At 64.1% G+C, this 13841-nt stretch carries 14 protein-coding genes; 7 read left to right on the forward strand and 7 right to left on the reverse strand.

From position 1 onward, the window contains the following. The first annotated feature begins 23 nt into the window (after positions 1–23). Together DK261_RS32770 and DK261_RS00795 are read left to right on the forward strand one after the other, a co-directional pair. Positions 24–206: a hypothetical protein gene (locus tag DK261_RS32770; protein WP_124301179.1), complete on the forward strand. Its 183-nt coding sequence runs from the start codon at positions 24–26 to the stop codon at positions 204–206. 189 nt (positions 207–395) lie between these two features. Beyond that, positions 396–680, forward strand: coding sequence for a DUF3509 domain-containing protein (locus tag DK261_RS00795; protein WP_016702741.1), 285 nt, complete (start codon positions 396–398; stop codon positions 678–680). Positions 681–847: 167 nt separating this feature from the next. Here the strand turns inward: DK261_RS00795 and DK261_RS00800 are convergent, their stop codons facing one another. Together DK261_RS00800 and DK261_RS00805 are read right to left on the reverse strand one after the other, a co-directional pair. Further along, positions 848–1690, reverse strand: a complete 843-nt coding sequence (locus DK261_RS00800) for a TIGR02285 family protein (RefSeq protein ID WP_009047153.1) — start codon at positions 1688–1690, stop codon at positions 848–850. Between the two features lie 106 nt (positions 1691–1796). Further along, entirely contained in the window at positions 1797–2996 is a 1200-nt protein-coding gene (locus tag DK261_RS00805) for a CaiB/BaiF CoA-transferase family protein (RefSeq protein WP_023969736.1), read from the reverse strand. 149 nt (positions 2997–3145) lie between these two features. On the opposite strand from DK261_RS00805, the gene DK261_RS00810 reads away from it, so the two are divergent. The 3 genes from DK261_RS00810 to DK261_RS00820 all read left to right on the forward strand — a co-directional run bounded on the left by DK261_RS00810 (position 3146) and on the right by DK261_RS00820 (position 6852). Then, positions 3146–3685, forward strand: a complete 540-nt coding sequence (locus DK261_RS00810; protein ID WP_007923023.1) for a YaeQ family protein — start codon at positions 3146–3148, stop codon at positions 3683–3685. Between the two features lie 63 nt (positions 3686–3748). Continuing rightward, positions 3749–5458: a single-stranded-DNA-specific exonuclease RecJ gene (gene recJ / locus DK261_RS00815; protein ID WP_009047155.1), complete on the forward strand. Its 1710-nt coding sequence runs from the start codon at positions 3749–3751 to the stop codon at positions 5456–5458. A 287-nt stretch (positions 5459–5745) separates the two neighbouring features. Beyond that, entirely contained in the window at positions 5746–6852 is a 1107-nt protein-coding gene (locus DK261_RS00820; protein WP_009047156.1) for an NADH:flavin oxidoreductase/NADH oxidase, read from the forward strand. A gap of 213 nt (positions 6853–7065) precedes the next feature. On the opposite strand, the gene DK261_RS00825 is transcribed toward DK261_RS00820, so the two are convergent. Continuing rightward, positions 7066–8685, reverse strand: coding sequence for a glucan biosynthesis protein D (locus DK261_RS00825; protein WP_009047157.1), 1620 nt, complete (start codon positions 8683–8685; stop codon positions 7066–7068). 191 nt (positions 8686–8876) lie between these two features. On the opposite strand from DK261_RS00825, the gene DK261_RS00830 reads away from it, so the two are divergent. Further along, complete coding sequence (locus tag DK261_RS00830; RefSeq protein WP_110175160.1) at positions 8877–9410, forward strand: GNAT family N-acetyltransferase; 534 nt, start codon at positions 8877–8879, stop codon at positions 9408–9410. Between the two features lie 58 nt (positions 9411–9468). On the opposite strand, the gene DK261_RS00835 is transcribed toward DK261_RS00830, so the two are convergent. After that, positions 9469–9780: a hypothetical protein gene (locus tag DK261_RS00835; RefSeq protein WP_009047159.1), complete on the reverse strand. Its 312-nt coding sequence runs from the start codon at positions 9778–9780 to the stop codon at positions 9469–9471. A gap of 166 nt (positions 9781–9946) precedes the next feature. Here DK261_RS00835 and DK261_RS00840 point away from each other — a divergent pair, with 166 nt between their 5' ends. After that, positions 9947–10375 (forward strand): hypothetical protein, encoded by a 429-nt coding sequence (locus DK261_RS00840; RefSeq protein WP_223815552.1) that lies wholly within the window; start codon positions 9947–9949, stop codon positions 10373–10375. 115 nt (positions 10376–10490) lie between these two features. On the opposite strand, the gene DK261_RS00845 is transcribed toward DK261_RS00840, so the two are convergent. From DK261_RS00845 to DK261_RS00855, 3 genes are all read right to left on the reverse strand, one after another. Further along, positions 10491–11915 (reverse strand): gamma-aminobutyraldehyde dehydrogenase, encoded by a 1425-nt coding sequence (locus DK261_RS00845; RefSeq protein WP_110175161.1) that lies wholly within the window; start codon positions 11913–11915, stop codon positions 10491–10493. 160 nt (positions 11916–12075) lie between these two features. Continuing rightward, positions 12076–12903, reverse strand: coding sequence for an ABC transporter permease (locus DK261_RS00850; RefSeq protein ID WP_081362587.1), 828 nt, complete (start codon positions 12901–12903; stop codon positions 12076–12078). Continuing rightward, positions 12893–13840, reverse strand: coding sequence for an ABC transporter permease (locus tag DK261_RS00855; protein ID WP_009047163.1), 948 nt, complete (start codon positions 13838–13840; stop codon positions 12893–12895). Before DK261_RS00855 ends, DK261_RS00850 begins: the two co-directional genes overlap by 11 nt. Position 13841: the final 1 nt, after the last annotated feature.

Raw genomic sequence — 13841 nt, forward strand, 5'->3', positions numbered from 1 at the left:
AACCGCTTGAGGAGAGGGCCCCCATGGCCACAACCCCACCTGCCAGAAAGACCTGCGCAAGGCCTGAAAATCCGCCCCGGGAGCAGGTTGCGATGCCGGTCCGGATCGACCCTCGGCGCTACTCCTGCCAACAGGCGGTATCGCGCTACAAGAAGGTCGAGGCGCTGATCGATCAGCCGGCACCGTCGCGTTCGTTTCTGGTTTGAAGTGCCGATTCTAGTCTGATACGGGCTGTTTTTTATCTGTCATGTTTTGCGGGCATGCTGGATCAACTCAGGTCGGCAACCGCCAGCGGTTGCGAACTTTCTTCTCTGGGCGGTGGTCACTTGAATGCCAGAAAGCTACCGGCATTGGTGTATTCGAGCCTTAATTCCAGCTATTGAGTGGTGATCGAGATGGAAAGTATCAGCCTATTGTTGGGTGAAGCTTTGAGCCCGTATCAGGTAACTCTGACCCCGCGCGCGCAAGGGGAATGCCTGGTGACCCTGAAGAATGCCTTGGGGGCCATCGTGGTCGAGCGTGAGTTCAACCAGGTCCAGTTGACCGACAAGCGCCAGTTGACCGATGTCGTCGACGGCCTGCATCGCGACGTATTGATCGCCGAAGGTCGCCTGGAACCCTGTGTCATCGCGGCCTTGCGCAATGTGGCCCAGGAGAAGGCGTTCGACAGCGCACGCTGATTGGAAATTTTCGGGAACCTTCGCTTCAGCCCATCAGTCAGACCCTTGGCAACAGGATCGAGCATTGTGCTCCGGTGCTTGTCGCTTGTTGCACGGGTCTGCTTGCAGACCACGTTTAACCCCGAGTCGTCTCCCCACTGCTCGGGGTTTCTTTTTGCCCGGATTTTTTAGCGCTGCGGCGCGTCGTGGAAAAACGCCAGGGCATCGCTGCGGTATTGCTCGCGCAGCGACGGTTCCAGCCACTGGGCATAAAGCTCCAGCAAGGTGTCCGGGCGCAGTTCGAGCAGCGCCCGGTTGATGCGCTCCACCGCCTGGCGGCCCTGCGCTGTGTTCGAACAGCCGACGTTCACCGATTGATACTTGGGCATGCCCTGGATCGGGTAGAACTCCAGCTCGTTCGGATCGATCCCTTGCTGTTGCGCCTGGAAACGAATCTCCGGCTGGTAGCCGATCAGGGCTTTGAGGCGTCCGTGCCTTTGCATCTGCAGCAGGTTGCCGATGGCGCTGTTGCCGTAGTGGGCCATCAGGGCTCCGGGCGGCGCCTGTGCGAGCAGGCTGTCGATCTGCTCGCCATAACTGCGCTCGGCCACCACGCCAACGTTGTGCGGGGCGCTGGCCAGGAGCGCACGCAAGTCGATCTGGCCGTCGTGGATAAACGGCTGCACGCCATCACGGTCTTTGCGACGCACCGCCAGGCCGTTGCTGAACACGCGAAAACTGGTGATGGAAAACGCGATCCACTGTGCCCGCTGCAGGTTGAACATCAGCGCCGGATCGCAGACGAAGGGTTGCTCCCGGAGCATCTGCATGCCCCGGGCGCGGTTGACGTGCACGATCTGGTGGTCGTACTCCGGCAGGCTGGCCATCAGCACAGGCAAGGCCTGGTCGATCACCCCGCGGCCTTTTTGCGGGCCTTCGAAAATCGTCGTTGGCGGCAGGTCGCGCAGGACCCAGATCAAGGTGTTCCTGGCCTGGCTGACCTGGGGCCAGGTGCCGAGTGCCAGCAACATACAAAACACACCTATCCCGCGAATCATTCGCCCGCCACTGCATGGGTTCATCAGGCTGCTGATCCTTGTCGGTAAAACTCTCATTGTCGCGAAATCGTGTTCAACGCTAGATCGCGCCGCTGTCACGCAGGCTTTTGATCTGCTGCTCGTCGTAACCCAGGGCGCCCAGCACCTGGGCATTGTGTTCGCCGAGCGCGGGGCCGACCCATTCGGACGAGCCTGGGGTGTCCGAGAGTTTCGGCACGATGCCGGGCATCTTGAATGCCTTGCCGTCCGGCAGCTTGGCCTGGAGGAACATCTCCCGGGCGAGAAACTGCGGATCGCTGAACATGTCCTCGGCGCTGAAGATACGGCTGGCGGGGACTTCCGCCTGGTTCAGCAATTCGAGCACGCGCTCCAGCGGCAGCGAATTGACCCAGCGATCGATGACCCCATACAGCTCGTCGCGCCGGCTGTCGCGACCGTCGTTGCTGGCCAGGGCCGGGTCGTTGGCCAGATCGTCGCGGCCGATCACCTGCATGAAGCGCTTGAAGATCGCATCGCCGTTGGCGCCGATCTGCACGTGCTTGCCATCGGCGCTGGTGTGAATGGAGGAGGGCGTGATGCCGGGCATGATGTTGCCGGTGCGTTCGCGGATGAAACCGAAGACGTCGAACTCCGGGACCATGCTTTCCATCATGGCGAAGATCGCTTCGTACAACGCCACGTCCACCACCTGGCCCTGGCCACCGTTGACCTCGCGGTGCCGCAGGGCCATCAGCGCGCCGATCACACCCCAGAGGGCAGCAATCGAGTCGCCGATGGAAATGCCGGTGCGCACCGGCGGGCGGTCCTCGAAACCGGTGATGTAGCGCAGCCCGCCCATGGACTCGCCGACCGCGCCGAAGCCGGGCTGGTCCTTCATCGGCCCGGTCTGGCCGAAGCCGGACAGGCGCACCATCACCAGCTTGGGGTTGAGCGCGTGCAGGGTGTCCCAGCCCAGGCCGAGTTTTTCCAGGACCCCGGGGCGGAAGTTCTCGATCAGGATGTCGGCCTCCGCCAACAGCTTCTTCAGCACCTCCAGGCCGTCCGGGTGCTTGAGGTTCAGGGTCAGGGACTGTTTGTTGCGTGCCTGGACGAACCACCACAGCGACGTGCCTTCATACAGCTTGCGCCATTTGCGCAGCGGGTCGCCGCCATCGGGCGATTCGACCTTGACCACCTCGGCGCCGAATTCGGCGCAGATACGCGAGGCGAACGGGCCGGCGATCAGGGTGCCGAGTTCGACGACTTTCAGGCCGGCAAGGGGTTTGGCGGTAAGCGGCATGGAAGATCCTTGTAGGACAAAGATTGGACGGTAGAGCGTTTTAACATAGCCCGGCGCTCCCTCGCCAAAGGATGATGGTGCGCGATTCGTGGATTGGCCCGTGCATCGGTTAGACTTGCCGCCTTTCCTCGTATCAAGAAGCCCCGTCCATGGCCCAGCCGTCTACCACCTACAAGTTTGAATTGAACCTGACTGACCTCGATCGCGGGGTGTACGAAAGCGTCAAGCAAACCATCGCCCGCCATCCGTCGGAAACTGAAGAGCGCATGACCGTGCGCCTGCTGGCCTACGCCCTTTGGTACAACGAACACCTGTCGTTCGGTCGTGGCCTGTCGGAAGTGGATGAGCCGGCCCTGTGGGAAAAAAGCCTGGACGACCGTGTGCTGCACTGGATCGAAGTCGGCCAGCCGGACGCCGAGCGCCTGACCTGGTGCTCGCGCCGTACCGAACGCACCAGCCTGCTGGCCTACGGCAGCCTGCGCGTGTGGCAGACCCGGGTAGTGGACGCGGTGAAGAACCTGAAGAACCTCAATATCGCCGGCGTGCCCCAGGACGTCCTGGAAGTCCTGGCCAAGGACATGCCGCGCGTTATCAAGTGGGACGTGATGATCAGCGAAGGCACGATCTTCGTCACCGACGATCGTGGCCAGCACGAAGTCCAGCTGGAATGGCTGTTGGGCGAGCGCTGAGTTCGCCACGCCGCGCGCTGTTTCGCTGTATCCCCCGTATCGAAGAGAAGCTTCTGTCACCCCATGCGTATCGAACCTCGTGAGTTGCCCGCCACCCTGCCGTTTCTCGGTGATCTGCCGCCGTTGCTGACCCGCCTGTACGCCGCCCGTGGCGTGCAGTCCGAGGCTGAACTGGACAAGAGCCTGGCGCGGTTGATCCCGTTCCAGCAGCTCAAGGGCATCGAGGCCGCGGTGGACCTGCTGGTGACCGCGCTGGAGCAGCGCGAACGCATCCTGATCGTCGGCGACTTCGACGCCGACGGCGCCACCGCCAGTACCGTGGGCATGCTTGGCCTGCGCCTGCTGGGCGCGGCCCATGTCGATTACCTGGTGCCGAACCGTTTCGAATACGGCTACGGCCTGACCCCGGAAATCGTCGCGGTGGCCCTGGAGCGCCAGCCCCAGCTGCTGATCACCGTGGACAACGGCATCTCCAGTGTCGAGGGCGTGGCGGCGGCCAAGGCGGCCGGGCTGAAAGTGCTGGTCACCGACCACCACTTGCCGGGCCACGAGTTACCGGCGGCCGATGCCATCGTCAACCCGAACCAGCCCGGCTGCGAGTTTCCGAGCAAGGCCCTGGCCGGGGTCGGGGTGATCTTTTATGTGCTGATGGCGCTGCGGGCCCGCCTGCGCAGCCTTGGCTGGTACGAAACCAAGCCGCAGCCGAACATCGGCGAACTGCTGGATCTGGTGGCGCTGGGCAGCGTCGCCGACGTGGTGCCGCTGGACGCCAACAACCGCATCCTGGTGCACCAGGGGCTGGAGCGGATTCGTGCCGGGCGCGCGCGGCCGGGGATCAAGGCGATCCTCGAAGTGGCCAAGCGCGAGGCGTCGCGCATCACCTCCACCGACCTGGGGTTCATCCTTGGCCCACGGCTGAATGCCGCCGGTCGCCTGGACGATATGAGCCTGGGCATCGAATGCCTGCTCAGCCATGACATGGCCCTGGCGCGGGAAATGGCCAGCCAGCTGGACGAGTTGAACCAGGATCGCAAATCCATCGAGCAGGGCATGCAGCGCGAAGCCCTGGCCCAGCTCAAGGACTTGCCGGTGGAATCGATGCCGTTCGGCCTGTGCCTGTTCGAGCCCGACTGGCACCAGGGGGTGATCGGGATTCTCGCTTCGCGGCTGAAAGAGCGTTACCACCGGCCGACCATCGCCTTTGCCGACGCCGGCGAAGGCATGCTCAAGGGTTCGGCGCGTTCGGTGCCGGGCTTTCATATCCGCGACGCCCTGGACGCGGTGGCGGCCAAGCATCCGGACCTGATCAGCAAGTTCGGCGGTCACGCCATGGCCGCCGGCCTGTCGCTGCCGGAGCAGAATTTCCCGGCCTTCGCCGAAGCCTTCGATGCCGAGGTGCGCCGCCAGCTGCGCGAGGAAGACCTGACCGGACGCCTGCTGTCGGACGGCACCCTGGCGGTGGAAGAGTTCCACCTCGAACTGGCCCGCGCCCTGCGCCATGCCGGGCCCTGGGGCCAGCACTTTCCCGAGCCGCTGTTCCATGGCGTATTCCAATTGGTGGAACAGCGCGTGGTCGGCGAGCGTCACCTCAAGGTGGTGCTGCGCAGTGAATGCGGCTCGGTGAAACTCGACGGCATCGCCTTCGGCATCGACCGCGATATCTGGCCGAACCCGACCATCCGCTGGGTGGAACTGGCCTACAAGCTGGACCTCAACGAGTTCCGCGGCCAGGAAACCGTGCAACTGATGATCGCCCATATCGAACCGCGTTAAGGCTGCTGACGCTATCGCGAGCAAGCTCGCTCCTACAGGGAGTGTGTTGCTTCTGTAGGAGCGAGCTTGCTCGCGAAAAAAACGCCAGGCCACCGTTACCTTCCTCGGCAAAATGTGTCGGAACCCTGCTGGTCGCGCCGTTGTCGACTAGTCTCTAAACACTGCTTGATTGGCCTTGTGACGTCTTGTCCTTTTTCTCCCGCGGGGGCGGGCGCTGTTCCTTTCCAGTCACTCGTCGACTTTTCAAACAGAACCCTGGAGCCTGACCACTGATCGAGAGGTGCCCCATGAGTCTGCTGCTTGAACCCTATACCCTTCGTCAATTGACCTTACTCAACCGCATCGCGGTATCGCCCATGTGCCAGTACTCCAGCGTAGATGGACTGGCCAATGACTGGCACCTGGTGCACCTCGGCAGTCGTGCCGTGGGCGGCGCCGGACTGATTTTCACCGAGGCCACGGCGGTCACCGCCGACGGGCGCATCACCGCCCAGGACCTTGGCCTGTGGAACGATGAACAGATCGCACCCTTGCAACGCATCACCCGGTTCATCGCCGCCCAGGGCGCGGTCGCCGGCATCCAGCTGGCCCACGCCGGACGCAAGGCCAGCACCCATCGGCCGTGGCTGGGCAAGCATGGCAGCGTCAAGCCCGAGGAGGGCGGCTGGGTCCCGGTAGGCCCTTCGCCGATTGCCTTCGACCCGCAACATACACCGCCGACCCAACTTGACGAGGGGCAGATCGCCGCGATCGTCCAGGCCTTCGTCGACTCGGCCAAACGCGCCCTGGTCGCCGGCTTCAAGGTGGTCGAAGTGCATGCCGCCCACGGCTACCTGCTGCATCAATTCCTCTCGCCCCTGAGCAATCAGCGCCGCGACCAGTACGGTGGCTCCTTCGATAACCGCATTCGCCTGGTCCTGCAGGTGTGTGAGGCGGTGCGGGCGGTCTGGCCGCAAGAGTTGCCGCTGTTCGTCCGGGTGTCGGCCACCGACTGGGTGGAGGACGGCTGGAACCCGGACGAAACCGTCGAGCTGGCCTGCCGCCTGAAGGCCCTGGGTGTGGACCTGATCGATGTTTCCTCGGGCGGCACCGCGGTCAATGCCGAGATCCCCACCGGCCCGGGCTACCAGACCCGCTTCGCCGAACGGGTGCGCAAGGAGTCGGGGATCGCCACCGGCACCGTGGGCATGATCACCGAGCCGGCCCAGGCCGAGCACATTTTGCGTACCTGTCAGGCCGACATCATCTTCCTTGCCCGCGAGTTGCTGCGCGACCCGTACTGGCCGCTGCATGCCGACGACGACCTGAGCGGGCACAAGGCGATCTGGCCGGCGCAGTACCAGCGCGCGACCCATCGCGACCAGCCGATTCACGAGTCGGACCTGCGTGAGTGAGCTGAGCGGGGCATAAAAAAACCGGCCTGTGAGGGCCGGTTTTTTATGCCGTGTCATACACCGCGACCTGTAGCCGCTGCCGCAGGCTGCGATGGGCCGCGTAGCGGACCGCCTCTGGACACAACGGTCGATCGCTCCATCCGTGGCGCCCGTTGACGACCGGTTCCCGGCCCATCGCAGCCTTCGGCAGCGGCTACAGGCGATAGTGCTTCCTCAGCTGTACTTGCGCTTGTCCGGTGCCGGCGGGAAGTACTGGTACAGCCAGGTCTCGCTCAGGGTGCGATCGTTGGTGCGGATGAACAGCCGCAGCTCCACCGGATCGACGCTGTCGTTGGTCGGGTACCAGTCGAAGAGCACGCGATACCCCTGGATCTCGTCCAGCTTCAGCACATGGAAATCCTTGACCTGGCCGTTCGACGCGGTGACCACCGGTTCGATGCCGGTGCCCTCCGGCAGTCGCTCCAGGCCGCCGCCATTGAAGTCCACGGCGAAGCGCCGGGCCCAGACCGGCGGGTAATGCTCGCCCGGGGCCCAGCCTTCGACGAAGCCGCCCATGCCCGAACGGGTGGCGTTGACCCGCGCCAGCGGCGTGCCCACCGGTGGCAGGGCGCTCCAGTACAACTTGTAGCCGTAGTTCAGCGAGTCCCCGGCGGCCAGCGGTTTTTTCGGGGTCCAGAAGGCCACGATGTTGTCCAGGGTCTCGCCGGTGGTGGGGATCTCCAGCAGGTCGACCGAGCCTTCGCCCCAGGCGGTGGTCGGCTCGACCCACAGGCTCGGGCGCCGGCTGTACCAGTCCACGGTGTCCTGGTAGTTGGCGAACTCGTGGTCGGTCTGCACCAGGCCGAAGCCCTTCGGGTCCTTGTCGGCGAAGGCGTTGAACTGCAGGGTCGCCGGGTTGTTCAGCGGGCGGCAGATCCACTCGCCGTTGCCGCGCCACATGGCCAGGCGGTCCGAGTCGTGGATCTGCGGATGGATGGTGTCGCACATGCGCCGTTCATGGGTGCCGCAGCTGAACATGCTGGTCATCGGCGCGATGCCCAGCTGTTCGATGGCGGTGCGGGCGTTGACGTGCGCGTCGACGTCCATCACCACGCGTTCGGCCTGGCAGTCGATGTCGAAGCGGTAGGCGCCGGTGGCGCTGGGCGAGTCGAGCAGGGCATAGACCACGAAACGGGTGCTGTCCTTGTCCGGGGTCTCGAACCAGAACTTGGTGAAGTCGGGAAACTCTTCACGTTTCTTGGCGTAGGTGTCGATCGCCAGGCCGCGGGCCGACAGGCCGTACTGGCCGGTCTTGTCCACCGCGCGGAAATAGCTGGCGCCGAGGAAGGACACCACGTCGTGCCTATCCAGTTCCGGGGCCTTGAACAGCTTGAAGCCGGCAAAGCCCAGGTCGCCCTTGAGCTGCGCGGTGTCGACGCTGGTGTTCTGGTAGTTGAACAGCGACGGGCGGAAATGCACTTCCCGCGCCTGACGGCTCTTGGCGTCGACGCTGTACATGCGCACCGGCTGCTTGAAGCCCATGCCGACGTGGAAGAACTGCACGTCCAGCTGGCCGTTCAGCTCCTTCCACAGCGAGTGGTTGCCGTCGTACTGGATCGCGTTGAAGTTCTGCGGGGTCATGGTCGCCAGGGTCGGCGGCAGCACTTGCTTGGTATCCACGTAGGGCTTGCCGGCCAATTGCTTGGCCTGGGTCTTGAGAATCTCGAAATCGAAGGCCTGCGCTTCGCCGTCGGCGGCGCCCGCCCAGGCCCGGGTGGCCAACAGACCCGTGGCCGACAGGCCGGTGTAGGCTGCCAGCGCCATGGATGCTTTCAGAAGATGCCTGCGATGCATAAGTGAACCTTGTCAGGAGATCCCGAGCCCTTCCTGGCTGCGCTGGATCGGAAATGGAGGTTCGGTCATGCCTTCGGCCAAACACAACGGACTTTTAACAGCTGGCGGATAGAATAATCGGTTCGCCCGGGGCAAAAAATGCCCCGCGTGTATCGATACGTAAAACCACGGACGGCTTCAGGAAACCCAAGATGCTCAATGAACGCCCTTTGACCCCGCAAGACATCCCGCTGTTCAAACTGATTGACCGCGCGGAACTGATCGAAGCGTTCTACCGCCTGCAGGACGGGCAACTGCTGTGTTATCCCCAGCGCGAAGTGGTGACCGGCTGGCCGCCTGGCGAAGCCGAGCATGACGCGCAGGTCTTGCAGGCGTGTGAACAGCGCGGCGGCTGGCTGTACGGGGTGTTCGACGAGCACCGCTTGGTGGCCGCGGCGGTGGTCGATTGCCTGGTTATCCACAGCGCCGGCTTGCAACTGCGGCAGCTGAAGTTCCTGCATGTCAGCCAGGCTTATCGCGGGCGCGGCCTGGGCCAGCGGCTGTTCGGCCTGGCCGCCGAGCAGGCGCGGCGCATGGGCGGCGAGGGGCTCTATGTCTCGGCCACGCCATCGCGCAACACCGTGGATTTCTACCGCCGCCTGGGCTGCGAGCTGTTGTCGGCCCCCGATCCAGAGCTGCATCGCCTGGAGCCCGAGGACATCCATCTTTACCTCAGGCTGGCCTGATCTTCAGCGGGTTTTGCACCAGGTGAAGATCACCAACAGGCTGAACAGCCTCTGTGATTCATGGGCTGCTACTGATCAACGGCATGAGCCTCGGCACGGCATACAGCACCAGTACGCAACCCAGCCACAGGCCCAGCCAGCGATAGTGGGTAGGCATGCCGCAGGCGTGCCAGCCTTTGGCGGCGGCATACACCAGGGTGATCTGGATCAGCACCAGGGACAGGACCCCGGTGGGAGCCGCCACCGCCGAGACAAAGGGCGCGGCGACGGCGTGGGTCAGTACCAGGCCCAGTTGCAGGGCGGCGAACGGCAGCACCAGCCAGACGGCCACTTGCAGCATCAGGCTGACGATTCGGGAATGACGAGGCATGGGCGCATCCTTGCTGCCGGAGAAGTTTCCGCGCCGCGGGCGGGGAAACCAGGCGTTTTGTGGCGGCGGATGGTGCCGCAACTTGATCGGCTTGGCCAGGCCTCGTTCAATAGCCGCCTTTCAAGGAGATCGGGCAAATGAATTGCGGTTTTTCGGCGTGCGCGCGATGAAGTACAAGAAGACCCTGGCGGTCGTGGGGGGCCTGCTGGGAGCCTGTGTACTGGTGTTCGCCAGCGCGCTCTACACAGTGCTTGAACGCGAGCCTTATTCGGCGACCAGTCCCTCCGGTCGTTACCTGTTGCAGCATGCCTCGGCCGGCGGGCTGCTGGTGCCTTTCGGCGGCAAGGGCTATCTGCAGGTCATCGACCTTGAGGACCCGGAGCGGGTCTACCGCACGCCCTTGATCCGGGACTGGTCGCTGGACCTGCGGATGTACGAGGACGACAACAGCATCAGCATCTTTGGCCTGGAGTTCATCAAGGCCACCAAGACCTACATCATTCAGTGGCCGGATTGGCAACACCACTGGCTCGATTGGTTCATCAGCAACACGCCCTATGAGTTCTGCGCTGAAACCGACGGTAATTGCTATTAGCAGGGCAGGCGGCCTTGCCACATCGTTCTCTGATTCGTGTCGCGACCATCGCGGGCAAGCCTCGCTCCTACGGATTTATACAGTCCGTAGGAGCGAGGCTTGCCCGCGATGCGGATCAGTGCTTGAACATCACATGGCGCACGACGGTGTAGTCCTCCAGGCCGTACATGGACATGTCCTTGCCGTAGCCGGAGAGTTTCTGCCCGCCGTGGGGCATTTCGCTGACCAGCATGAAGTGGGTGTTGACCCAGGTGCAGCCATATTGCAGGCGCGCCGAGAGGCGGTGGGCGCGGCCGACATCGGCGGTCCACACCGAGGACGCCAGGCCGTAGTCCGAGTCGTTGGCCCAGCCCAGGACCTGGGCTTCGTCGGCGAAGCGGGTGACCGAGACCACCGGTCCGAACACTTCGCGGCGGACGATTTCGTCGTCCTGCTGGGCGTCGGCCAGCACCGTTGGTTCGAAGAAGAAACCGTCGCCGTCCACCGTCTTGCCGCCGGTGACCAGACGGATATGCGGCTGGGCGATGGCGCGCTCGACGAAGCCGGCCACGCGGTCGCGGTGCTGGGCGCTGATCAGCGGGCCCAGCTCGGTGTCCGGGTCGCCCTGCAGGCCGTACTTGATGCTGGCGACCGCTGCGCCGAGCTTCTCGACGAAGCGTTCGTAGATGCCCTCCTGCGCATAGATGCGGCAGGCGGCGGTGCAGTCCTGGCCGGCGTTGTAGAAGCCGAAGGTGCGGATGCCGTCCACGGCGGCGTCGATGTCGGCATCGTCGAAGATGATCACCGGCGCCTTGCCGCCCAGTTCCATGTGCATGCGTTTGACGCTGTCGGCGGTGCTGGAAATGATGTTCGAGCCGGTGGCGATGGAGCCAGTGAGCGATACCATGCGCACCTTCGGATGGGTCACCAGCGGCTGGCCCACCGTGGCGCCGCGGCCGAAGACCAGGTTGAGCACGCCGGCGGGAAAGATCCCGGCTGCCAGTTCGGCCAGGCGCAGGGCGGTCAGCGGGGTCTGCTCCGAGGGCTTGAGCACCACGGTGTTGCCAGCGGCCAGGGCCGGGGCGATTTTCCAGGCGACCATCATCAGCGGGTAGTTCCACGGCGCGATGGAGGCGATTACCCCCACCGGGTCGCGACGGATCATCGACGTGTGGCCCGGCAGGTATTCGCCGCCGGCCGAACTGCTGAGGCAACGGCTGGCGCCAGCGAAGAAACGGAACACGTCGGCAATCGCCGGGATCTCGTCGTTCAAGGCCGCGCTCAGCGGCTTGCCGCAGTTGTCCGACTCCAGCCGGGCCAGCTCTTCGCCGTGGGCTTCGATGCTGTCGGCCAGCTTGAGCAACAGCAGCGAGCGTTCTTTCGGCACGGTTTGCGACCAGCTCTGGAACGCCGCGTCGGCGGCGCGCACCGCGGCATCGACCTGGGCTTCGCTGGCCTCGTTGATGTCCACCAGCACCTTGCCCATTGCCGGGTTGAATACCGGCTGGGCAGGGCCTTCACCAGTGACCAGTTGGCCGTTGATCAAGAGTTTGGTTTGCATGTTCGTGTCCTCTTCGAAGCTATTGTTTTTCTATGGAAACGAGCCTCTGTAGGAGCGAGGCTTGCCCGCGAAAACGCGTTAGCAGTCAACATCGATGTTGAATGTGCAGGCCTCTTCGCGGGCAAGCCTCGCTCCTACAGGCCCGGGTTCCAAGCCGGTTTTATTTGCCGCCGCTGCCCGCGACGCTCTCGCCGCCGCGGGTCAGGTAATAGGCGCCGAGGATCGGCAGCATGGTCACCAGCATCACCAGCATGGCGACGACGTTGGTTACCGGTACGTCCCGCGGCCGGCTGAGCTGGTTGAGCAGCCACAGCGGCAGGGTGCGTTCATGGCCGGCGGTGAAAGTGGTGACGATGATTTCGTCGAACGACAGGGCGAACGCCAGCATGCCGCCGGCCAGCAGCGCCGAGCCGAGGTTGGGCAGGATGATGTAGCGGAAGGTCTGCCAGCCGTCGGCGCCCAGGTCCATCGAGGCTTCGATCAGGCTGTGGGAAGTGCGACGCAGGCGGGCGATCACGTTGTTGTAGACGATTACCACGCAGAAGGTCGCGTGGCCGACGATGATGGTGAACATCCCCGGCTCGATCCCCAATGTCTTGAAGGTCGCCAGCAGGGCGATACCGGTGATGATCCCCGGCAGGGCGATGGGCAGGATCAGCATCAGCGAAATGCCCTGCTTGCCGAAGAAGTCCCGCCGGTACAGCGCCGCCGAGGCCAGGGTGCCGAGGACCAGGGCGATCAGGGTGGCGATGGCGGCGATCTGCAGCGACAGCTTGATGGCCTCGAGCACGTCGGGGCGGGCGAAGGCCACGCTGAGCCACTTCAGGGTGAAGCCCTGGGGCGGAAAGCTGAAGGCCGCGTCTTCGGTGTTGAAGGCGTAGAGGAAGATGATCAGGATCGGAAAATGCAGGAACAGCAGCCCGCCCCACGCGGCAAGGCGCAGGCCCAGTGAAGCTTGTTCTCCGTGCGTGGCTGAATCAGAGCGCATCGAAGGCCCCCAGGCGTTTGACGATGGACAGGTAAATGGCGATCAGCACGATCGGCACCAGGGTGAAGGCCGCGGCCATCGGCATGTTGCCGATCGCTCCTTGCTGGGCGTAGACCATGCTGCCGACGAAGTAGCCGGGCGGGCCCACCAGCTGCGGCACGATGAAATCGCCCAGGGTCAGGGAGAAGGTGAAGATCGAGCCGGCCGCGATGCCCGGCACCGACAGCGGCAGGATCACCTGCATGAAGGTCTGGCTTGGCCTGGCGCCGAGGTCGGCGGAGGCTTGCAGCAAGGACGGCGGCAGGCGTTCCAGGGAGGCCTGGATCGGCAGGATCATGAACGGCAGCCAGATATAGACGAACACCATGAAGCGCCCCAGGTGCGAGGTCGACAGGGTGCTGCCGCCGACCCCGGGAATCCCCAGGATGAACTGCAACAGCGGCTCCAGCCCCAGGTGCTGGACGAACCACTGGGCTACGCCACCCTTGGCCAGCAGCAGGGTCCAGGCGTAGGCCTTGACGATGTAGCTGGCCCACATCGGCAGCATCACCGCGATATAGAAGAACGCCTTGGTCTTGCCGCTGGTGTAGCGCGCCATGTAGTAGGCGATGGGGAAGGCGACCACGGCGCTGGCGAGCGAGACGGCGATGGCCATGCTCAGGGTGCGCAGGATGATGTCGAAGTTCGACGGCTGGAACAGCGCGGCGAAGTTGGCCAGGGTCAGGTCCGGGGTGACCGCCATGGTGAAGTCGTCGAAGGTGTAGAAGCCTTGCCAGAGCAGGACCAGCAAGGAGCCCAGGTAGATCGCGCCGAACCAGAGCAGCGGTGGTACCAGCAGCAGCGCCAGGTACAGGTTCGGCCGCCGGTACAGCAGGTTGGAAAAGCGCCGCAGCGGCGAGCCGCCGGCGCTTTGGGGAGTGATTGCCAGGGTGTTCATG

It is taken from the genome of Pseudomonas sp. RW409, assembly GCF_003184125.1.
Classification (GTDB): Bacteria; Pseudomonadota; Gammaproteobacteria; order Pseudomonadales; family Pseudomonadaceae; genus Aquipseudomonas; species Aquipseudomonas chlororaphis_I.